Annotated in this window: 16 protein-coding genes; 2 read left to right on the top strand and 14 right to left on the bottom strand. The window is 58.4% G+C overall.

Translation table 11 applies throughout. The features are described from left to right. The first annotated feature begins 36 nt into the window (after positions 1–36). Entirely contained in the window at positions 37–750 is a 714-nt protein-coding gene (locus ACSBQS_RS08870) for a flagellar brake protein (RefSeq protein WP_033643201.1), read from the top strand. A gap of 60 nt (positions 751–810) precedes the next feature. Here ACSBQS_RS08870 and ACSBQS_RS08865 read toward each other — a convergent pair whose 3' ends face one another. The 12 genes from ACSBQS_RS08865 to ACSBQS_RS08810 form a co-directional block, all read right to left on the bottom strand. Continuing rightward, positions 811–2,238: a hypothetical protein gene (locus ACSBQS_RS08865; protein WP_047026038.1), complete on the bottom strand. Its 1,428-nt coding sequence runs from the start codon at positions 2,236–2,238 to the stop codon at positions 811–813. Beyond that, entirely contained in the window at positions 2,219–4,129 is a 1,911-nt protein-coding gene (locus tag ACSBQS_RS08860) for a hypothetical protein (protein ID WP_434990301.1), read from the bottom strand. The genes ACSBQS_RS08865 and ACSBQS_RS08860 overlap by 20 nt, the downstream gene beginning before the upstream one ends. Positions 4,130–4,138: 9 nt before the next feature. Next, the gene (locus ACSBQS_RS08855) at positions 4,139–5,797 is read right to left on the bottom strand and encodes a hypothetical protein (protein ID WP_047026040.1); all 1,659 of its coding nucleotides are present in this window, start codon (positions 5,795–5,797) and stop codon (positions 4,139–4,141) included. 13 nt (positions 5,798–5,810) lie between these two features. Further along, positions 5,811–7,577, bottom strand: coding sequence for a hypothetical protein (locus tag ACSBQS_RS08850; RefSeq protein ID WP_236689828.1), 1,767 nt, complete (start codon positions 7,575–7,577; stop codon positions 5,811–5,813). Positions 7,578–7,705: 128 nt separating this feature from the next. Further along, on the bottom strand, positions 7,706–9,862 hold the full coding sequence (locus ACSBQS_RS08845) for a hypothetical protein (RefSeq protein ID WP_033650305.1): 2,157 nt from the start codon (positions 9,860–9,862) through the stop codon (positions 7,706–7,708). Positions 9,863–9,883: 21 nt separating this feature from the next. Then, positions 9,884–11,314 carry a hypothetical protein gene (locus ACSBQS_RS08840; protein WP_434990300.1) on the bottom strand — a complete coding sequence of 477 codons (1,431 nt, stop codon included), beginning with the start codon at positions 11,312–11,314 and terminating at the stop codon, positions 9,884–9,886. After that, the gene (locus ACSBQS_RS08835; protein ID WP_434990298.1) at positions 11,311–13,065 is read right to left on the bottom strand and encodes a hypothetical protein; all 1,755 of its coding nucleotides are present in this window, start codon (positions 13,063–13,065) and stop codon (positions 11,311–11,313) included. Before ACSBQS_RS08835 ends, ACSBQS_RS08840 begins: the two co-directional genes overlap by 4 nt. Positions 13,066–13,069: 4 nt before the next feature. Continuing rightward, a complete protein-coding gene (locus tag ACSBQS_RS08830) occupies positions 13,070–14,677 on the bottom strand; it encodes a hypothetical protein (RefSeq protein ID WP_434990295.1) in 1,608 nt (535 codons plus the stop codon). Between the two features lie 78 nt (positions 14,678–14,755). Continuing rightward, complete coding sequence (locus tag ACSBQS_RS08825) at positions 14,756–15,280, bottom strand: hypothetical protein (RefSeq protein ID WP_046898261.1); 525 nt, start codon at positions 15,278–15,280, stop codon at positions 14,756–14,758. A gap of 452 nt (positions 15,281–15,732) precedes the next feature. Continuing rightward, complete coding sequence (locus tag ACSBQS_RS08820; RefSeq protein ID WP_047026046.1) at positions 15,733–16,572, bottom strand: PfkB family carbohydrate kinase; 840 nt, start codon at positions 16,570–16,572, stop codon at positions 15,733–15,735. 3 nt (positions 16,573–16,575) lie between these two features. Continuing rightward, entirely contained in the window at positions 16,576–17,292 is a 717-nt protein-coding gene (locus ACSBQS_RS08815) for a glutamine amidotransferase (RefSeq protein ID WP_033643199.1), read from the bottom strand. Next, positions 17,289–17,543, bottom strand: a complete 255-nt coding sequence (locus ACSBQS_RS08810) for a hypothetical protein (RefSeq protein ID WP_033643198.1) — start codon at positions 17,541–17,543, stop codon at positions 17,289–17,291. The genes ACSBQS_RS08815 and ACSBQS_RS08810 overlap by 4 nt, the downstream gene beginning before the upstream one ends. A gap of 66 nt (positions 17,544–17,609) precedes the next feature. Here ACSBQS_RS08810 and ACSBQS_RS08805 point away from each other — a divergent pair, with 66 nt between their 5' ends. Then, on the top strand, positions 17,610–18,914 hold the full coding sequence (locus tag ACSBQS_RS08805; RefSeq protein ID WP_197666446.1) for an aminotransferase class I/II-fold pyridoxal phosphate-dependent enzyme: 1,305 nt from the start codon (positions 17,610–17,612) through the stop codon (positions 18,912–18,914). Here ACSBQS_RS08805 and ACSBQS_RS08800 read toward each other — a convergent pair. Both ACSBQS_RS08800 and pbpG read right to left on the bottom strand, forming a co-directional pair. Continuing rightward, the gene (locus ACSBQS_RS08800; RefSeq protein WP_033650312.1) at positions 18,911–19,897 is read right to left on the bottom strand and encodes an MsnO8 family LLM class oxidoreductase; all 987 of its coding nucleotides are present in this window, start codon (positions 19,895–19,897) and stop codon (positions 18,911–18,913) included. The two genes, ACSBQS_RS08805 and ACSBQS_RS08800, sit on opposite strands and share 4 nt — an antisense overlap. A 139-nt stretch (positions 19,898–20,036) precedes the next feature. Continuing rightward, positions 20,037–20,873 carry a D-alanyl-D-alanine endopeptidase gene (gene pbpG, locus ACSBQS_RS08795; protein WP_149542465.1) on the bottom strand — a complete coding sequence of 279 codons (837 nt, stop codon included), beginning with the start codon at positions 20,871–20,873 and terminating at the stop codon, positions 20,037–20,039. Positions 20,874–20,958 lie beyond the last annotated feature (85 nt).

The raw sequence follows: 20,958 nt of genomic DNA, 5'->3' as shown, positions 1-20,958 counted from the left end.
GTAAGACGTCATTAGAAAAAAAGTCAGGAGACACGTGTGGAGCACAGCGATAACGGACTGTTTATCAAACGGGAGCGTTTTGAAGTTCTGGCGATTCTGCGAGAAATTTGCAAACAACGCACGCCGCTGCGCGTAGAAAATCAGCAGCACCGGTTTCAAAGTCTGTTATTGAGCGTCGGGCCGGACAATATCGTGTTCAGCGGTGAGGAAGCCTCGAGCGCCATCGACGGCGCTTGCACCATCGTGATTGAAAGCAACGACGCCAAAATCGAGTTTTCCGTCCCCCAGGCGGAGCTGACCGAACATCAGGGCGTACAGGCCTGTTCGACCCGGCTGCCGCAGGAGCTGGTCTATATCCAGCGCCGTCGTCAATTCCGCATCACTACGCCGCACTGGCGCCAATTCTTTTGTACCGGCGAATACCCGGACGGCACGCCGTACGAGCTGCGGATCCACGATCTCTCCGCCGGCGGCGTCGGTTTACGCTTCGACGGCCCGCTGCCGGATTTCTTCCAGCCAGGCTTGCAGTTCAAGAAAGCGGAGCTGGATCTGGGCAGCTACGGCAGCTTCAAGGTCAACATGGAGCTGGTGGTGGTCAACGACGATCAGGAAACCGACGATAACGATCAGGTGGTGCACTTCTCGCGCCTGTCATGCCGCTTTCTTAAGCTCGGGCTGGCGATGGAGCGCAAAATTCAGAGCGCCGTGTTCGCCTTCGAGCTGGATTTCAACAAAAAGAAAAAACGCTGATCCTCTGTTCCGGCGCACCGGGCTGGATGCCGCCCGGCCGCGCCGCCATTCTTTCCCCGTTCAGGGGACGTAAATAATCTCGAAGCTGGACGTATTGTCGTAGGAGGACTTTTTGCCGCCGTCGACATAGATAATCTGCAAATCGTAGTGATACACCAGCTTCTTGTCCGGATGCAGGATCAGTTCCAGCACGGAAATCTTCACGTTAACCGATTGAACGGGGTGTTCCTTGTCCAGCTCAATGGTTTGGTTGTCGATGCTGACCAACATGCGCTTGATTGGTCGCGGTCCGGCAGGATCGTAGGCGCCTGCGTCGCTGCGGAATTCCACGGTCTTATTGATGTCCGCCGGGGCGGATTGCTTGATGAAATCCGGCAGCCTGTTCTGGTATTTGGCGTCCAGCGCCAGCGCCACGGGCAGATTATCCGGGTTGAAGCCGGTGAACTGCACCGCCAGATATCCCTTGAGCAGCAGGTTTTGCGGCGACCGATCGAAGAAGGCATCCCAAATCAATCCAAATTGGCTGGCGGGCAGCGTGAATGAATCCACGATGCCGCTCTGCAGATTGATCAGCGCGTTTTTTTCCTCCGTTTTTCCGTCCGGCAGCCCCAGCTGCAGCGTCAGGGTGTCCGCGTTGGCGAACGGTGCCAGCTTGCCGTCCGGTTGCATCTGCGTGAACTGTGCGGTGGCGTCGCCGATGCGCGCCTGATTGACCTTGGGCGACAGGAAATAGTCGAACGTCACTTCGACATCGTTGAGCGAGGTCGCGTGCGGCGCTGCAGAAAACGAGATAGACAGCATCGGTTTGTCGTCCTCGGCGGCGTTGGTCGCCAGCAGGAAAGTATCCGGCAGGTAATAAAGATAGTTTTTTCGTACATAGTCCTGATAGTAGTTGTACCACAGATGCCCGAAGGCCAGCGGCGTGAGGATCAGCTGCAGGCGCGGCGGCGGCGGCAGGATGCCCTGATAGATATAGGGATAGTAGTTCTCGGCGAAGTAGAAGACTTTCGGCGAGGTGATAGTGTTGAGGAGCCCGTTATCGGTGACGATGGCGACCACCAGCGTGGTTTGCGAGTCATAATCCGACAGCGCTCGCAGCAGCGCGTCACGCTGTTCCAGGCGGTCCAGGTCGAGCTGGGCGCGGTAGCGGGTCGGCGGGGCGTCCAGCAAAACCTGTTCGAAGATCATTTCTTCGACCTTGCCGAAAGTGCTGAAGGTCAGCACCACGTAGGGCACCTGCTGAACGGCGCGGCTGAGCGCGAAATCCACCGTCATATGCCAGCGCGTACCGTCACTGGTGGTAGCGATGCGATAGCGCGTCTCTCCCGAGACGACTTCGGTACAAACATCGGCCTGCAGTTCGTCGGCCACCGGCGCGGGCGCGGCGCGGTAGCGCAGACGGGGGGCTTCGGCGTCGGGAAACTGTTCGCGCGCGTTGTCCAAAATGACCTTGTTCAGCGTCACCAGATCATTGAGAAAGATGTTCATAGCGATCCTCCAGGGAAGAAAGGCGTGCCAGATGTCTGAACTGGTTCAGGCAGGCGGAAGTCCAAAGAAAATGACCGTCGTGACGGCGATAGAGCGGGCTTTCGTCATTGGTCGCCGGCAAGCGCCAGGCGGCCAGCGCATCGATCGCCGGTGAAAGATGCGGCACCCCTTGCCGCCTGGCGTATTCCAGCGTACTCAGCCACTCATGCGGGTGGGCATAATAGGGCGTTAACGCGTTGAGACGGTTGTAATCGTCGTCGCTCCAGCTCACCGCCTGATTCAGCATTTGGATAATGCGCGGATAGGCCGGCGGCGGGCTGCCGTGAGCGGCGGTCAACGCATGGATTAAAATCAGCGCGTTGGTATTCACGCAGCAGTCCAACTGCGTGATATCACCGTCGTCTTTCATCCAGGTGTGAAAGGCGTAACACTCGGCCCAGGGATAGGGCGTCGTCTTCAGCCGCCGTTCGACGCGCTGTACCTGATAAGCCTGCATCTGCGCCAGCGTTTGCCTGGCTTGCGCCAACGAGCGCCGATGGAATCGATACAAGAGCTCAGTGATAATGGCGGTATCGTCGATGTCAGCGTCGATCCGCTGGCCCGCCATCCAGGTGGGGTGCTTGCCGGCAGGCCAAAAATGGAAGTGATGCGGGCGGCTCTCGCAACCGAGCAAGAAGTCGAGCGCCAGCTCGATATGGGGCGCGGTCTGGGCGCTATAATCCAGCGTGCGCAGCACCTGGGCGGTGACAAAAGCATTTTCATCCTTGTGCCAGCGGCCATCCGGCGTTCTGACATGAGAGGGAAAGGCGCCGCTGGCACACTGCTGCGCCAGCAGCTCCGCCAACGGCAATGGCACAAGCGGTGCCGTTTCGCGCGCTTTGCATGGCAGGATTTCGAAATGCGCATTCTGCGGGCTGAACGTGCAGCTGACGCTGTGATTGCCCTGGCGATCGCAGGAAAAACCGACGACGTTGTACTGCAACGGAACCTGCTCGCTCACCGCGCGGTTAAGCAGTGGCAGGGTTTGGCCATCAGGCGCCAGCAACGCGGTGATGCCGTCAAAAACGCGGCGGTTGTCGCCGAAAAAACTTGCCGCCATGGCGAACAGCGTAAAACTCTCCAAATTGCCGTCCGGCGCGTATCCCAGACTGAACCCGTAGGTGGTCGGGGGGAAGTCCCGTCTGTCCTGCTGCTGCAGCGCGCGGTCCAGCAGCGGCATCAGGGCGGAAAAACGGCTTTCTCTCTCGAACAGCCGCATGACGGCGAGGATATCGTCACGCGTGATCCGCGCACTGTGCCACTGGTAGTAATATTCGCGCGGAGAGTCGGCAGACTCCGGATAATACCCGGCCATCAGCAGCGTCAATCCCGCCGCGCGGCGGGCCTCGGCGGCGAGCGGCTCCTGCAACCCATCGGGCGCGGCCGCCATGTCAGCGGGGGTTTCAACGTAGACTTTGGTTTTGATCGCATCCGGGGCGTATTTTCGCCCGAGCCAGGCGCCGAAGCGCAACGGCTGGACGCTTGCACATTGCATGCGTCGCACCGCCTCCAGGCTGTTGGCGGGATCGGCGAGCGGGGCTGCGGTGATCGCCTGAGAGTGTCGGACAAACGCCTCGACGCCGCGCCGCTGCGCGTAGCGCGGTAAAAAGGGATCCAGCGTGCAGGCGAGCCCCTGCGGTTTGGCCGACGAGACGGTGAACTCCAACGGGCTGCCGTTATAACCGAGCAGGCTGGTGGTAAACGCGGCGGACAAACCGCCGGGCGTCGCTTTCATACGGCTGAAGCGGGCGACGTCCGGGGCCAGCGTGTTTTGCAAGTGGGGCGCTTCCTTGCACAGGGCGCTGACCAGGGCGTTCCATGCCGCGGGTAACACTGCGTTGCGATCGGTCATGGCGCACACCTAAACCAGATTGGGGATGACGATCGCCGGCGGGTTTTCGCTGCCGCTGCGTTCGACGGTTTCCCCGCCTACCAGGAAGTAGATCAGGGTGTAATTGACCGCCCAGGGCTTCTCCGTCAGACAGCGGTATTTGAACGTTTGGCTCTCGTGCGCGTCTTGGTTAAAGGTATATTTCTTGATCTTGCGGCTTCCTTTGTCATCCTGATAGCTCAGCTCCACCATGACCTGGTTGCAGTTTTCCCAAGAGAATTTGCGATCGAGGAAGATACTGATCTCGTTGAACGACAGCACTGAGCCGGGATCCATGTTCAGCAGCGTCGAGGCCGATTCGGACAGCGACTGATAGTTGCTGCTGCCTTCCCAGCCCGAGGAGGCTGCGGATTTGAAAGCGAATTCGCTGGTGGTATGGAACAGCTCGTTCTTATCGCTGCTGCGGGCGATGCGTTTGGTCCATGTCCCGTCATCGTTGGTGAAAGGCGCGCCGGTATAAACTTGGTTGTTGTAACGGATGTTGAAGCTGGCGGCCTTGATCCCATATTCCTCGAAGCTGTCCGGCCCGAGCACGGTCAAATCCAGCTGCTGGAAGAACGGATCGTTGACGTTGACCTGAATAAAGTAGGGCGCAGTTTTCTGAGCATGCAGGATATCGCTGCCGATGAAGTTTTGCGGCACGGCGGATTGGCTGAGGGCCTTCGACGAGGTGTAGTTGAAGTTCAGGCTTTTGGTTTCCTCGATCCGTACCAGCTTGATCTCCAGCGACGCGCTAGGGAACAGGCCGCCTTTGCCGGCTTCTTCGCCTTCTTTCTTGTCGCTGGCGATAAGCGAATCCAGAATGGCGTCGCTGGCGGATTTCGCCTGCGGGTTGCTGTCGTCGTTAGGTTTGAGCGTGGCGCTGAAAAAGCTTTTCAGGATCTCTTCCTTGACGAACTGCAGCGCCCACTCTTTCTCTTTGGCCTCTTCATCGCCCGGCATGCTTTCGGTGACCTTGATCACCAGTTTCTGATCCTGCTGCAGTTTTTTGATGACGCTGTCGAAGCCCAGCCAGAAGCTGGCCGGCGTCTCAACCGGGATGGGAATGTTGGCGCCGAATTTCAGATCGAACTCTTTGTAGATGCTTTCGAACTGTGCGGTCACTTCGACCTTCAGCGCCGGCGTGATGCCGGTGAAGCTGAGGTTATAGGCGACGGCGGCCGGCGCCTTGGCCTGGGTGAACGCGGCCTCGAGGATCACCGCCTGGGACGGCGTCAGCTTGGCGCTGAAAATGGCGCTGTTGTTGCCGAACAGGCTTGGGCAAGGGGCGCTGATCAGCTCACCGTTGGCGGCGCCCGCGTCGAGCACGAAGAAGTTCACCGTGCCTTTATCATACGGTACCTGGGCCTTGCGGGCGTTCTTGGGATCAACGTTCAGTTTGCGCAGATAGTCGTTAAAGGCACGGTTCAACACCGCTTCGTCGATCGCGGTATTGACCTCGAAGTTGATGTATCCCCCTTGCGGGTCGCTGGCGTCGCCGGTGTATTTGATCAACGAAAACACCGGTTCGCCCGACTTTTGCGCAATGTGGATATCGCCGGGCAGATACCAGAACTGGTTATCGTCTGAATCGTCGGCGAAGAAGGTGATGTTGTTGATGGTGGCGGTTTTGGCTCTGAGTAATAACATGGCGTTTCCTTAGTTAACTGAGGGTAGCGAGATCGAGAGCGTTGGCGTCGGTCGAACACTGCACGTTTTCGGGCCGATCGCCGCCTTCGCCGGGTTGATAGGTAAACCAGATATCCAGATCGACGGTCAGCTGCTTGGGATCGAGTTGATCGGCGCTGAAACAGCGCGGGGCGGCGTCGGATTCGGTGAATTGAAACACCTGCTGCAGCGTTTCCGCCGGCGTGCAGGCGTAGCTGGCGGAAACGATGACCATTTCCACCCGGCGCCAGTCCATGTCGGCCGACAGCGTCAGTACGCGCTGGCGATACAGGGTCGAGAATAGATAGACGTCCTGGCCGGTCGGTTCTTGCAGCTCGGCGGAAATATGCGGTGAGTTGACGGCGGCGCTGTAGGTTTTGTTGACGTCGAATTGGTATTCGTCCGGCTCCGGCAGCATGACCGGGTAGTGGGCCCGCGGGTTGGCCTGGTCAATTTGGAAGCTGCGCGACACGCTGCTGTTTGGCTGTTGCCGGTGGCGATAGCGTAGCGTGACCAGCACGGATTGATAGCGCTGCCAGTCAAACTGTTGCGCCGCTTCGATCGCGAAATCATAGCGGCCGTAGAGCGACTCGACGTCCAGAAAGACCTCGCTCATCTCCGTTTGCAGGCTACCGGAGCTGACCGAAGTTACGCCGCCTATCGACTGGTTGAAGTACACGGTAAAGTCATACTCGACCGGCCACAGCATTTTTCCCGTTTTAGGGTCGATCAGGCTGGGTTCCTTAAACGGTTTGGGCCCGAAGTCGTCGCGGGTGAATTTCAGCTGTCGGCTGTTTGAGCCATAGCGCAACCGGGCCGTCACCAGCAGGATATTGGCGTCAAGGGCATCCGACAGCAGGCTGACTCGCACCTCGCGATAGGCGAAAAAGTCATCCTGCAGATCGCGTTTGACGATCGCGCGATCGGCCTGATAGTCCGTGCCGTTGACCAGCTGGGCGAACAGGGCCTGCGGATAGAGCGAACGCTGCACGACGGTGGTTTCGCTGATCTTGCCGCTCAGGCGACGTTGGTCGATGTTTTCAACCGAGACCTGTTGCAGATAAAAGCCGGCTTTGGGGCTTGTCTGCTGCGGTTCGTTGGCGATAACCGGCGTGAAGAACTGGCTGGTGAGGATCTGCGTCAGTTCGGCGGCCGCCTGCGCCATATGGCCGTCGGGGTCGGTGTCCCTGACTTTGACGGTGACGATTTTCTCGCTGATCAACTGGGCGGATGTCTGCTCGATACCGACGCTAAAGATCAGCAGGTTAAAGCCTATCGAGCGCTGCAGGTAACGGTAAACCTGGTCCCAGTTGGCTTCCAGCTCGAAGGTGGCCGGCGGCAGCTGCTGCAGGTAGTCGATTTTGTAACTGACGGCGATCGGCGTCGAGGCCGGCGTGCGCATCAGGCTCGCCAGCAGCAGGATATCGTCGTCGTCGTCCAGTTTGGCGGACAGGTAGCAATATTGCTGGTCGCTCAGCGAGGTTTTGCTGGTCTGCCCGGGGATAAGATCGGGGATATTCAGCGTCGCGCTGCAGGCGATCGCCTGCAGCGGCAATAAGATCGCACTGCGCGGTATGTCCGGGCTGGCGTCGGCGGCGCGTTGCGCCGCTTCGGGCGAACTGGCCAACTGGGTCTGTAACGACAGCGTGGCGTAGTAAAGATCGTCCGGTTGGTTGAGGTTTCTGAAAATTTGCAGTTGGACATCGGGTTGATTGCCTGCGGCGATCTGTACGCTCGGCGCGGCGGCACAGTAGTAATACACGGGCCGATCCGGGTCCGCTCGAATAAAACAGATGTCTTGCATGATTACCTGATCGCACATAGCGGCAACCCCACGTCATCGAAGAGGGAGCCGGAGCAAGGCAGGCTTGCTCCGGCGGAGACCGGCCGTCAGAAGGTCACGACCACGATGGTACTGGTGCCCGTGATCGGCTTGGTGACGGTTTTCTCCTGGTTATCGCCGTAATAGACCGTGGCGACGTAGTTGATCTGCGGCTCGTTGCCTTTCTCTTGCTGCATCAGGTTGAATGTCAGGTACTGCGTGAGCGACTTGGTGTCGAACTCGGTTAACGCAATGGGCTGCGTTTGCGAGAAGTCCCATTTCGGGTAGTTCACCGTCATCTCGAAGGTGATCAGCGAAACGTCTTTTTGCGACGGTTTGAAGATGATGGTGTATTTCTGCTGCTTCGGCAGGGCGTTGGCGATCAGGATCTGATTGCCGCGCGTTTCGCCATAGCCGGGCAGTTGAGGGTTGCTTTCCACGCCCGGCGGGAGGTAGGTCAGGCTGTCGCCGTCCAGCGCATAGTAGTCGGCCGAATAATAAAGCGGCTTTTCCACGTTGGTGCCGATCGGATAAATAAACGGCACCGGCGGGTTCTTGTCGCTGATCACCTGGGTGTATTGCTTGAGTGGCACGCTGTGCTCTTTGTCTTCGTACTGGGTCTTGACTACGACCTGGCTGAAGACCTCCCAGCCCAGCGGGTTGAGCAGGGTGGAGATATCTGCGTAGACGATGCCGCTTTGCGCCGCATTGATGGTGACCACCAGATCGTCTTTGACCTGGATGTCCCCAGACAGGTAAGGCCTGGCCTGCATGCCGGTGAAGTTGACGGTGTAATGATAACGGTAGGCGCGGCCGAGCTCGGGTTTGATAAACCACTTGTCGGTTTTCTTCGGCCCCGGATCCTTCGGCGTAAAGGTCAGCGTGCTCTTGAGATCGTCGTCGTATACCGCGGTGACCACGATATTGGCGATATCATACTTGGCCATGTCTTCGGTGACGAAGAACTCCGGCTGGATGTACTGATAGAACGGGTCGTGGAGATCGTACTCTTTGAAGTACTGATCCAAATCGGCTTCGCCGACGATTGAGCGTATCGACGGCAGCTGAGTTTGCGGGTAAATGGTGGAGGACACCACGGCGTTCTCTTCATATTCGCGGGTGAAACTCTGAGTTTGCGAGATTTTGGACTCGAATTTTTCAAAGCTGCCGGCGTCGTTCAGCAAATTGAGACTCATGTCGATGCCGGTTTGGCTGCTCAGGATCTGCTCGACCTGCTGTTGTCCCCAGTTTCGCAGACTCTCCTTCCATTTTTCATAGGCGCCGGGTTCCATGCCCATCTCTTGCGCCGTCAACCCGATCTGCACGTCCACCTTGATCGCTTCCTTGGCGTAAAACTCCTGCTCGATCTTTTTCTCGTCGGCGGACCAGGTGTGGTAGTTGATGGTTTGCGCTACGGACTTGGCCTGCTCGCTGTTGTAGGTGACGATCACTTTGGCCGCCGACATGGAGGCATCCAGGGAGAGATCGAAGCGCACGCCGACGCTGGCGTTTTTATCGGTGCCTTTCAGTACCTGTTCAAACAGCGTGGCGCCTTCCCCGGTCAGCGACAGGCTGAATACGGTATTGTTGTCGCCGAGGCCGGAGGGGGACAGCGGCGTTGGGATCTGGCGATAGAACTTATCGTTGCCGTCGAGGATCAGCATGGCCTGCGCCGAGGTGTAGCGCGGTTGCATCAGTTCGATTTTTGCAGCGTCCGCCGGCATCAGTTCGCTGAGGAATTGATCGTCGCCCTTGTTGCCGTCGTAGAGCGCGACAAACCGGTTGAGCTGTTCATCGCTCAGGCCGGTATTCTTCTGCGCCTGGTCCATCGCGGTCTTCTTGGTGTTGTTTTCCGGGTCCGCTTCATAGGCCTGTTTCGCCTTGATGTAGTCGACAATGAGCTTGGATTTTTTATCCAGCGGGCCGTCTTTTCTGCCAAGGCCGTTATACAGCTGCAGGCGGATGCGGTCTTTCATTTCCGCATTCGGCTGCGGCAGCTGCACGGTGAATTGCGCGTAGCCGCCTTGGGTATCTTCGCTGCGGTATTTGTAAAACATGAAGCTCGGCGTATTGGTATCCCGTTTGGCAAACACCGGGATCTCCGGCACCACATAGAAGATATCCTTGCTGTCGCTGTCGCCGTAGCAGGTATACGCGTATTCCTTGACGCCCAAATACTCGGTGACGTCGATTTTTATCGATTGCTGCAAAGCGGTGGTTAACATAGGGCGGTCCTCTTGTTTATGTCACTTGTGGTATTGCAGTTTGATGGGGCCGGTGGTGGCCTGCAGGGGGCCGGAGTCGTAGTTTTTGGGGAATAGCGCCGCCGTTTTCCCTTGCCAGCGATAGTCCACCCGGCCGTTGAGGCCGGCGGCATGGGCGTTGATCCACCAGGTGGCCTGCCACTGCGCGGCGGAAAAGGCGAAGGTGAAGCTTTGTTTCTTGCCCTGGCCCGCCGGGAGATAGCTGGCGCTGCCGGAGATCGTTTTGAATTCGGACTTCAGAGACTCGGCGTCGAACAGCAGGCTATAGAAACCCACATCCTGCGGCGTCAGCGCGATGGCGTTCTGCCACGCCAGCCGGCTCTCGAAGCTGGTGTAATCGGCGAAGGTCACCTTGAGTGCGATATCGCTCACCGCCGCTGTCGTTTCCAGCGTCACTGGCGGGAAGCTGGGCCACGCCATCGGCATCTGTTGATCTGCCCAGTGCAGCTCTATCGCCATGATATTGAAGCCTTTCGGATCAAATCCCAGGCTGACGGTGCAGCGTTGAGGCTCGATCGGCTTATCCGGCCTGCTGGGTTCCGGCAGGGGCGTAGCGGTAAAGGAGATGATGCCGTCGGCCGGCAGCCGATTGAGCAATTCAGCAATGTCACGTTGCTGCTCCAGCAGATAGCGCTGGGGGACGGTGTCGTCGTATTCGATTTGGTAATTCAGCTTGTTGGGGATTTGTTCTGGCGACGAGATGTTGCGTAGCGTGTTGGCAATCAGCAGTGAGGCGGTGTTTACCAACGCCTGGCGAACGCGAGCTTGCGTCTGCTCTGAAGGCGCATTGTCGAACTGCGCTTGCACAATGACGACGCCGGCGTCGATTTGTTGGTTCAGCAGCCTGGCGATCGCTTCCGGTTGCCGCGCCTGCTCGTTGAAGGCCAGGGTGACAAACACGACCCAATCGGCCTGCAAACGGGCATTGACGCGGCTGTCGACGCTGAATCGGCTGCGGGTGAGAAAATAGACCTGGTCTTTTGTTCCCTGGATCGCGCCCGCCAGCCGGCCAGACTCCTCATGGGTCAACGCCATTTTTGACTGTTCAAATTCGACGCTGTAGGCGGCAGTAGCCGGCCGTTGCGCGAAGTGCAGCCACAGCGATTGCTGGATCTCCTCCTGCTCCAGGGTGATGGTTTCCGGAGCGGGAACGAAATGGCGGCGGATATAGTCCTCGATCGCAGTCCTGTCGACCGGCAGCTTCGGTGCAATGAAGGTCGCCAGGCCGCCGCCGGGGCTGGTCAGCAAATGCAACGAGCTGATCTTGCCGGCCGGCGTTTCCTGCACCACCTGCGGCGTATAGCTGCCGTAGGTGTAACAGCCGCTGGGGCGCGTTTGGTCGTGAAACGCCAGCGCGCGATCAAGAAGAAAGAAGTTTTGCAACGTACGTTGTGGATCCAATTCGTCGGTCATGGTGTATCACCCTTGATATCGATCGTTTGGTCGCCGGTGACATAAGGCGACCAGGGGCCAGTGGGAGTCTTGTAGCGGAAGCCGGCGGCGAAAATGGAGGTGACGTTCCATTTGTAGACGAAGCTCGGCTGCGAATGCGTAAAAGTGCGCTCGCTGGTGCGCTCGCTGTCCTGCGGCTGAAAACTCAATACGGCGCTGAGCAACTGCGGCGGCAGCCGAACGGTGATCGTCGCCTGTTGTGCGCCGAACTGCGGAAAACTGTAGGCGCCGATGGTGGCGTTTTGCACGATCGGGGCGGGTAACGGGACGGCGCCGCCGCCGGAAAGCGAATAGGCGGTCGCTTCGGCAAAAGTAGGATCGCCCAGGATCGGTGCGCTGAAATAGGGCGCCGATGCGCTGAGCGTCCACGTTTGGCGCCAGTCGGCGGAGTGATAGAGGCCGCCAAGTCGGCTTTGTTGGGCGAACGTTGGGTCGAGATACAGGGTCAGGAAGCGGCAAGGCAGCGCGGCGTAATCCAGTACCAGGTTATCCTCGTCGCAGCGACGTTGTTCGCCGGGCAGCGTGCGGTAAACGCCGTCTTGCGGGTAATTCACGCGGATCTGGTAGAAAAACGGCTGTGCATCCAGCGCGCTGTTGTGAAACTTGAAGGTTAACCAGGAGCGGTCGGGCCGCAGCGCCAGCGTTTGCGTTTGCTCGATCGGGTAGATATTGCCGGGCGGTACGGTCAGCTGAATATCGATCGAAACGCCGGATTGCAACCCCAGCGGATAGGCGTAAAAGACGTTGATCTCTCGCTCTCCCGCCAGCAGCGGCGGTGCGGTGGTGCGATGGATAATGGTATCGGGCGAAACTTTGGCGATCTGCTGCGCGGCGGCGAACGGATCCAGCGTGAAGCAAAGCGGCCGCTGAGTCAGCGCGACATTGGCCAGATCGCACCGGGTCCGGCCGGCATGCGGGGGCGGCGTCAGAAGGATCTGTGCCATATTGCCGGAGGCGGGGCCGACAGACGGCGCACCGTACAGGTTGTATAGCCGATCGAGTAAAGCCTGGCTGAGCAGCAGATCGCCGGCCGGATCGTTCGCCGGCGGCGGTGGGTCGATGTCGAGCGGCAAGCGGGTGAGGTTGCGGCTGAGGTAGAGGGTCAGCCCGTCGTAGGGAAAGACAATCCCGGTATCGCCCACGGCATGGGCGCCCTCCACGCCGGCGGCCAGGGCCAGGATCAGCGCACGGGCATCAAATTCCACCCGGTAGGCCAGACGCGGTGATACGCCTTCGACGAAACCGTCAAGACGCGCGTTGAAGCCTATCGTCTCATCGAGCAGGGTGCGCTCGATCAACTGAGTGCTTGTCGCATTGAGCAGAATGATGAATTGACTGCACTGTGCTGAATACCAGGTGGTGTTGTAGTGCCGGCCGTACAGATCGCTGTGGTAATCGATGGGCACGTCGAATCCCAGGCTGCCCGGCAAGACCGGCAGCGCCTTCACCGCGCAATCCGGATACTGTTGCTTAAATACCTGCAGGCTTTGTTCACCGGCGAACTGCAATTGCGTGGTGAAATTCAGCCAGCCGTAGAGGCTATCGGTACTGTAACTACGCACGATATCCAGCGAGAAAGCCAAAGGGTCGGCCGCCAGAATGCTGAGCGCCTGCGGATATAAATAATAGGCGTCGTTTTGTCGATACGCGGCGACGAAACGTTGATCATCGCAGATAATAATGCGCTGGAAGTCGGGATAGCCTTCATACATGATATTATTCGTCCGCTGCATTGATCATATTGTGGTAATCCTGGTGCCACTCGGCGGGTAGCGTTTTCAGCACGTTTTTTGGGCGTTGGTGATATTCGTCTTCATAGAGGTGTTGAACCAGCGCGTCACCGACCAACACGCCGTTAGCATAAAAAGTACTGAGGGCACATTGGTTTTTTTGCAGCGGAGAGTCAGCGCCGAGTTGCAGGTTATAAACGGTTAACTCACCGGGCTGGAGAGAGATGGCGGTAATCTCGCACTCACCGTGCCGGGTTTTAAGACACATGCCTGAGGTCAATTCACGGGCGAGAAAAATACCGTTTGCGGTGACGAAAGGGTGCCCCAGGCTGGCTTTTATACGATATTCACGTGCCGCCTGGTCGCGGGCGGTAATGTCAATGTAATGCTGCTCCTGCCCCGTGGTGATATTCTCAATTCGCTTGGGTTGGTTATTTCCGCAAATAACGAACTCATCCGTCGTGAGAGCATTGATCGGCTTTTCTGTACCATCCTGCATTAAAATCAACGTATCCTCTGCCAGGCAGCCATAAATAATCTGCATCGGTTTGATTTGTACGGTATTGAGCAGACGGCGATCCGGATCGCTTTCTTTGGGTGCGTTAGTAATAAAGGCGGCGATACTGCGGCCTTCAACATCAAGCGTAATTTTAAAAACGTAATAAACCATCTCGCCGGATTCAAAATCGACGCGGTTGAATTTCAGCCAGTCAAGATCCCAGGTGATGTTATTCCCGCTGATTCGGGTTGCGGCAGAATTAAAAATATTATAGCCGCCGTAAGGGGTGATCGGATCGCCACCGGCGCGGGTGCGGATAAGATAAATGGTATTGCTGGCGTTGACCGGCTTGCCATTGCTGAGATCAATATTGCCAAAATAGGTGATATTGCCTTTTATCGGCACTTTAACCGTGCCGTCCTGATCGTAGCCGGTGCGATAATCACAGTCGCCATCGTCACGCGTCAGGCAAATCTTAATCATGCGCTGGTTATACAGATTCCTGGGGGAATCATTGATCATTTCTTTCGGGTAGCTTTGCGTCGTGACGATTTCGGCGCCGTAAACGGTTTGCTGGCCGACCGTTTGTGCGAAGGTATAGATCACCGTAACCGGAAAGCTGCCGCCGGTCTGGCTTTGCGGATAGTCACCGCTGGCACCGATGGTGCAGTCCGCCGTGTAAACGTAGTCGCTTTTGTATTCCACCTTGCCGACGTTATCGGCGCCGCCGTCGAACAGGCCGAGGGTTTGCGTCACATTGGTCGCCTGAACCGGCAGAGAACCGATGGCGTCGGTTTGATAACGTTTACCGTCGGTGGAATCCAGCCTGACGATGCTGTACACCGGCTGAGCGCCGCCGGTGTTGGCCTCGCTCATCCGGCCCGCTACCCGTTTGACGCGTTTCGTCTGCTGCCAAAGTTGGCTGAATTGCGGTGCGGCGGCTGCGGTGACGCCGGCCAGTTTTAATTGAATATCATAAAATTCGGTTAAAACCGGATCGCCTGGCTCGATAAGAAATACGCCGCTGTTCTCGTATCGGTCGATAACGTTTTTTACGATGCGTTTCTCATCTGACGTATAATATTTTGCGAGCATAATATCGGCACCAATAAATTAATGGCATTGCCAGAGATGCACGCCATCATCATGGCGTGCCCATCATTTTAATAGACGTTATTTGCAGGTTTCTTTACAGTAAGCGTAAATGGCGCTCAGGCAATCTGAAGATAAATACTGTTCGAACTCCGCATCGGTGGGTTCAATATCGACATCCAGCGTCATTGCGTAAAGCTCTTGAGCAAACATGTCTTTGGTGGCAGTGGGTTTGTTTTTAAAATAGGTTTTGATTTTTCCTTTGCTCACTTTTCGAATCCAGGCAAACTCACCGCCAATGGCCACTTTTCCGGTGAAAGTGAAGTCTTTACTGGTATAAACACTGATGTCATTGGGGTAAACCTGATATCTTACCACCTGTTCCACGCCAATATTCTGATTGGTTTCTTCCCAGGTTTCTCTTTTTATTACATTCAACGCAAAATTTTTTCCATCGACCGGGCCATCTTTAGCATCGGCGGTGCCGCCAAATAACATCGGACAACCTCTGGCAAAACCTTCGCTCTTTAACCCTAATAGAATAAAATCGGAATTGCCGACAGCTTTGGGCGCGCTATCAAGAATGACATACTTTTTAATAGGCATAGTCAGATCCTTATACGCAGGATGGTATAAAAAGGAGGTGGTGAATCGCTTTGTCGCCGCGTTTTACTCACATTCAACAATAGCAATGGCGCTTAAAAAAGCAACACATACATAAAAATAAATTAAGTGTTTATTCTTGCATAACAGATAATCAATAAAATCACGGCGTTGTAAAAGAAGAGGAATAGTTTAAGAAATCAAAAAAACAGAATGTTTTTTGCGGTTTCTATTTCCTTATTGGCTTTAATTTTAATAAATCAATGTGTTGAGTGTGGTTATGGTTTTAAATAGCACTAATCATTAGTTGTTTAATCTTTTATATATAGTGAATTAATTTATCATTACTGTGCGCATCATTGACGGAGTAATAAATCAAATTCACAGCGGAATGATTGCCACGGTAAACAATCAAGACGGGAGAGGTGGGGCAGCAGGCTGCCCCAGGTCAGGGTTTAGGTTAACGCCCGCAGGCTGCCGATCTCTTCCCAACCGAAATGCGCCGCTTCGGCCAGTACGCCGCACACTTCATCGCCGGCGGCAACCACTGCCGCGTCGAGCGCAGCGCCCTGCAGCAGATGGCTGACCAGCAACGCGGTGAACAGATCGCCGGTGCCTTTGACCGCCGATTTGACCTTCGGATGAGTAAAGCACTGCGTTTCCTGCCGGGTGACCAGCATCAATCCCACTTCGTCTTCGTGTTGCGCTACGCCCGGTGCGCTGGTGACCAACACCCATTCGGTGGTGTCGTTCAACAGCGCCTGCGCGGCGTGTTGCGTCTGCTCGCGGCTGCTCAGTTGCCGGCCGCACAGCTGCTCCAGTTCGAAACCGTTCGGCGTCAGGCCGTTGGCCAGCCGCAGGAACGGCGAGCGATAGCAGTTGACGATGCGCTCATCCACGTAGATCCCCTCACCGTAATCGCCCATCACCGGATCGATATAGATGTTTATCTGCGGATTGAGCGAGCGCACCCGCTGCAGCCAGTTGGCCAGAATATGGCACTGCATCACGTCGCCCAGGTAGCCGACGATCACCGCCCGTGCGCGCTTCATGACGCCGCGGGCGATCAGGTCGTCGAGAAAACCGCCGAACCAATCGCCGGAGATGACGCCGCCGTGCGGTTTGCCGTAATAGGGCGGGCAGCCGAACAGCACGCTGGGCACCTGCAGCGCCTCCAGTCCCTTTTTCAGCAGAGCGCGGTAGGCGATGCCGTTGCCGACGCTGCCGTAGACCACCTGAGATTGAATGCTGATCACGTCGATAGACGGTGACCGCAAAGGTGAAGCCTGTTGCATGAGTTACTTCCTTGGTTCGTTGTTATCCAGCCAGCGCGCGAACACCTGCCGCGCGCGCTGTTCCAGCTGCGCGCCGTGGCGCGCGGCCTGGTCGCGCAGGGTCTGGGGCGCGATGCCGGCCAGTTCCAGCTCGCAGGCATGGCCAATCAGCCAGCGTTCGATATCGCGATAATCCGCCTCTAAATGGAACTGCAGGCCGAGCGCGAACCCCTGATAGTCGAAGGCCTGATGCGGGCATACCGCCGTGCCGGCCAGGCAGCGGGCGCCGTCCGGGATCATGAACATATCCCCGTGCCAGTGCAGTACCGGCGTGTCGGCCAGCGGCGCCAGCACCGACTCCTCTTCCGCCGGCGGCGTGGTCAGCGGGGCGAAGCCTATCTCTTTCACGCCGAGCGAAATAACCTCAGCGCCCAGCGCCTGGGCGATCACTTGCGCGCCGAGGCAAACCCCGAGGGTCGGCCGCCGCTGCGCCAGGCGCTGTTTGACCAGCGCGAATTCATGGTCGAGAAAATCATACCGCTGCTCGCCGGAAAAGTGCTGAGCGGCGCTGATCGGCCCGCCGAGCACCACCAACAGATCGGTCTCTTCATTATTGATAGCACGAATATCATCGCGGCCGGCATCGTAATAATCGATCTGATAGCCGCGCAGTGACAGCAGGGAACCGAGGATGCCCAGGTTTTCAAAGTTGACGTGCCGAATGGCGACGGCTTTTTTCATTGTTTAACCTCGCTAGCGTGAGTGAAGGGGATCAGCGCCAGCGACTCGCCCAGCACCGTGATGCCTTGCGCGCCGCTCTGGTAGACGATGCGGCGTTCGCTGACCTGGCTGAGCTGCACCTGATAACCCTGTGCGGCCGGGAACAGCGCGCAGGCCTGCTCCAGCTGATCGGCTGCCCACGGGGTGAACAGCTGCAGGCGGGCAAAGGCTTTTCCTGCATACTGAATGTCGAGCACGTAATGTTTATCCATGGAACCCCTTACTTTTGGCCGCAGAAGCTGCTAATCTTATTTGAACTAGTACAAAAGGATTTATGTATGACTTCATTGTATGCAAAAGGCGGCGGCGCTGTCCAGATTGCCGAGCAGATCGCAGCACGCATCAAAAACGGCGCGCTGCGGCCGGGCGAACTGTTGCCGCCGGTACGCCAGCTGGCGGCGGAGCTGGAGGTCAATCCGAATACCGTGGCCAGCGCATACGCCAGATTGCGCGATGCCGGCCTGGTGGCGACGCGCGGGCGGGCGGGTACGGTGGTGCTGGAGCCGCCGCTGGCGGCGGTGAGTGCGGCCTATGCGCCGCGCCAGGTGCCGGCGGGGATGTGCGATCTGGCCAGCGGCAACCTGGATGCCGCTTTGCTGCCGGCGCTGAGGCTTGGCGCGGCGGAGGTGTTCCCGCAGCAAAACGGCTATGACATCAGCGGCGACCTGCCGGTATTGACCGGTCTCGGGCGTGAGTGGCTCGGGCGCCAGGGCGTGGCCCTGGGGGAACCGGCGGTGTTTTCCGGCGCGTTGGACGCGATGGAAAAGGCGCTGCGCTGCCATGCCCAGCCTGGGGCGGCGGTGTGGGTGGAAGATCCCTGCTGGCCGCCGCTATTGACGCTGCTGCGTCACCTGCGCCTGCGGCCGCTGCCGCTGGCGGTGGATGAACAGGGCTGTCGGCTGCCGGAGAGTGGCACGGCTGACGCGGTGATCCTGACGCCGCGCGCCCATAATCCGACCGGCGCTTCGCTTTCAGCGCAACGTGCGCAGCAGTGGCGAGGTTTTCTGCGCGGCCATCCGCAGTGTCTGGCGATCGTCGACGATTTCTGGGGGCCGTTGTCGCAACAGCCGCTGCATCTGCCGTTCGACGGCGATCGCGGCCTGTACGTGCTGTCGCTCAGCAAGTTTCTCAGCCCGGATCTGCGCATCGCGTTGGCCTGCGGCAGCCCGACCTTGCTGCAGGCGATGCGCGCCGATCAGTACATCAGCGAACGCTGGGTCAGCCATATCTTGCAGCAGATCGCCGCCAGACTGTGGGAACAAGCCTTGCAGGAAGGGCAATTGCAGCGGGCGCAACAGGCGTATCAGGCCAGACGGGACGAGCTGGTCCAGCGGCTCAATGCGTTGAATCACACGGCGCTGGCGGTAGGTGAAGGGCTGCATCTGTGGGTGCCGGTGCGTTCGGAAACCGCCGCCGCGCAGCTGATGGCGCAGCGGGGATGGCTGGTGCAGGGCGGTGAGCCTTTTCGCCTGAAGTGCGGTCCGGCGCTCCGCGTCAGCCTGGCGAACGTCACGCCGTCGCAGTTGGCGCCGCTGGCGCAGGATCTGTCCGAAGCCATGCGGGCGGCGGCGGCGATCAACTAAGCCGGCGTCAAACTCTCCTCCGCCAGTAACTGCAGCGAGGCTAACCGGGCGGCCGGTTCGGCGATCGGCGTGTCGATGATGAACTCTTCCACGCCGTACTGTTGCTGCAGCTGCGCCAGTTGCTGATGCACCTGCTGCGCGGTGCCGAGCAGAATATGGCTTTCCCGCGGCTCGATGCGGTAGTCGGTGGCGCCGGCCTGCTGCACGAAACTCTCCGCCTGCGCCAGGCTGCCGACGGTCACACTCTGCTCACCGGCAACGTGCACGCGGTATTGCCGAATGTCGGCCGCCAATGCCGCGGCCTGTTCCTCGCTGGGGGCCACGATCGCCGCCACCGCCAGCAGCGCCTTGCGGCCGCCGCTGTGTGCGGCGTAGTGCTCCAGCGCGTCGCGGATATCCTGCGGATTGCCGTTCAAATGCGCGGCGAACACGAAGGCCCAGCCGGACTCGGCCGCCAGCGTTGCGCTTTCTTTACTGGCACCGAGCAGAAAACGCTGCGCGCCCTGCGGCGGCAGCGGTGTGGCGCTCAGGCCGGGCTCGGCGTCGTCGTTCAGATAGGCGGTCAACTGCGACAGCTGCTGAGGAAAGTCCGGCTTGCGTTGCCGATCGTGGGCCGCCTGCAGCGCCTGGGTTGCGAGCGGCAGCCCGCCGGGCGCTTTGCCCACCCCGAGATCGACGCGTCCCGGCGCCAGCGCCGCCAGCAGGTTGAAGTTTTCGGCCACCTTGTAGGCGCTGTAGTGCTGCAGCATCACGCCGCCGGAGCCGATGCGAATGCGCGTCGTCTGGCCGAGCAGGTAGCCGATCAGCACTTCCGGCGACGGGCAGGCGAGCTGCGGCGTGTTGTGGTGCTCGGCCAGCCAGAAACGCCGATACCCCCAGCGTTCCGCCCGTTGCGCCAGCTGCAGCGTGCGCGCCAGCGCCTGCGCGGCGCTTTCCCCGTCGGCGATCGGACTTTTTTCCAATATGCTCAAGGCATAAGCCATTTTTCCCGCTCCTTTCATCATCAGATATGCCTGACAAATACCATGCGGGCGGCGCGCGGCTTAATACTGATTGGCGATAGGATATTCCATTGATCCAAAACGGATTTGGATATGCGCAGAACGGTAAAGCGCCGCGATTTTACCGCTCCAGCCAGGCCTTCAGACGAATGGCGTCACGGTAGTGGCCGTAGCGCGGCTGCGCGCCAAGCAAGATCATCACCACCGGCTGCCCTTTGATGGTGGTGCGCATCACCAGGCAGTGACCGGCCTCGTCGGTAAAGCCGGTTTTCTGCAGCTGGATCTTCCAGGCCGGGTTGTTGATCAGACCGTTGGAACTGCGATAGACCAGCTGGCCGCGGCCAGGACGCACGATCAGCTGCTTGTCGGTGCTGAAGCGGCGAATCAATGGATAGCGATAGGCGTGATTGACCATTTTCAGCAGATCGCTGGCGGTGGCTACGTTGCGCGGCGTTAGCCCGGTCGGATCGTAGAAACGGGCGCGTTTCATGCCGATGGCGCGCGCTTTCTGATTCATTTTCGCCACGAAGGCCTTGCGCCCGCCGGGATAACTGCGGCTCAGCGCCGCGGCGGCGCGGTTCTCCGAAGACATCAGGGCGATGTGCAGCATGTCGCGGCGGCTGAGCACCGAGCCGATGGTCAGCCGCGAATGGGTTTTTTTCAGCAGATCGCGATCGGCGGCGGTGACTTTGAGTTGACTGCCCATGGGGCGTTTGCTGTCCAGGGCGACCATGGCGGTCATCAGCTTGGACAGAGACGCGATCGGCAGCACGCGGTTCGGTTGCTTCTGATAGAGCGTTTTTCCGGTACGCTGATTGACGACCAGCACCGATTTGGCATTCAACACCAATGGCGGCGCGGCGGCATGGGCGGGCGCCAAAACGAACAGCAGGCTGAACAGGGCGGCGGCGCCGAAGCGCCGGACGGACAGACGGAGAACAGGGAGAAATAAAAGCATAGCGACGGCAATAGTGACCCTAAGTGATTAAAAAATATCAAAAGAGTCTGCCCGGCAAATGTGAAGGAAATAGGGTGATAATCGC

The organism is Serratia sp. H402Y, from assembly GCF_051172415.1.
GTDB lineage: Bacteria > Pseudomonadota > Gammaproteobacteria > Enterobacterales > Enterobacteriaceae > Serratia > Serratia ureilytica.
Note: the sequence above shows the minus strand (reverse complement) of the source record. Positions and strands in the feature narration are given on the sequence as shown.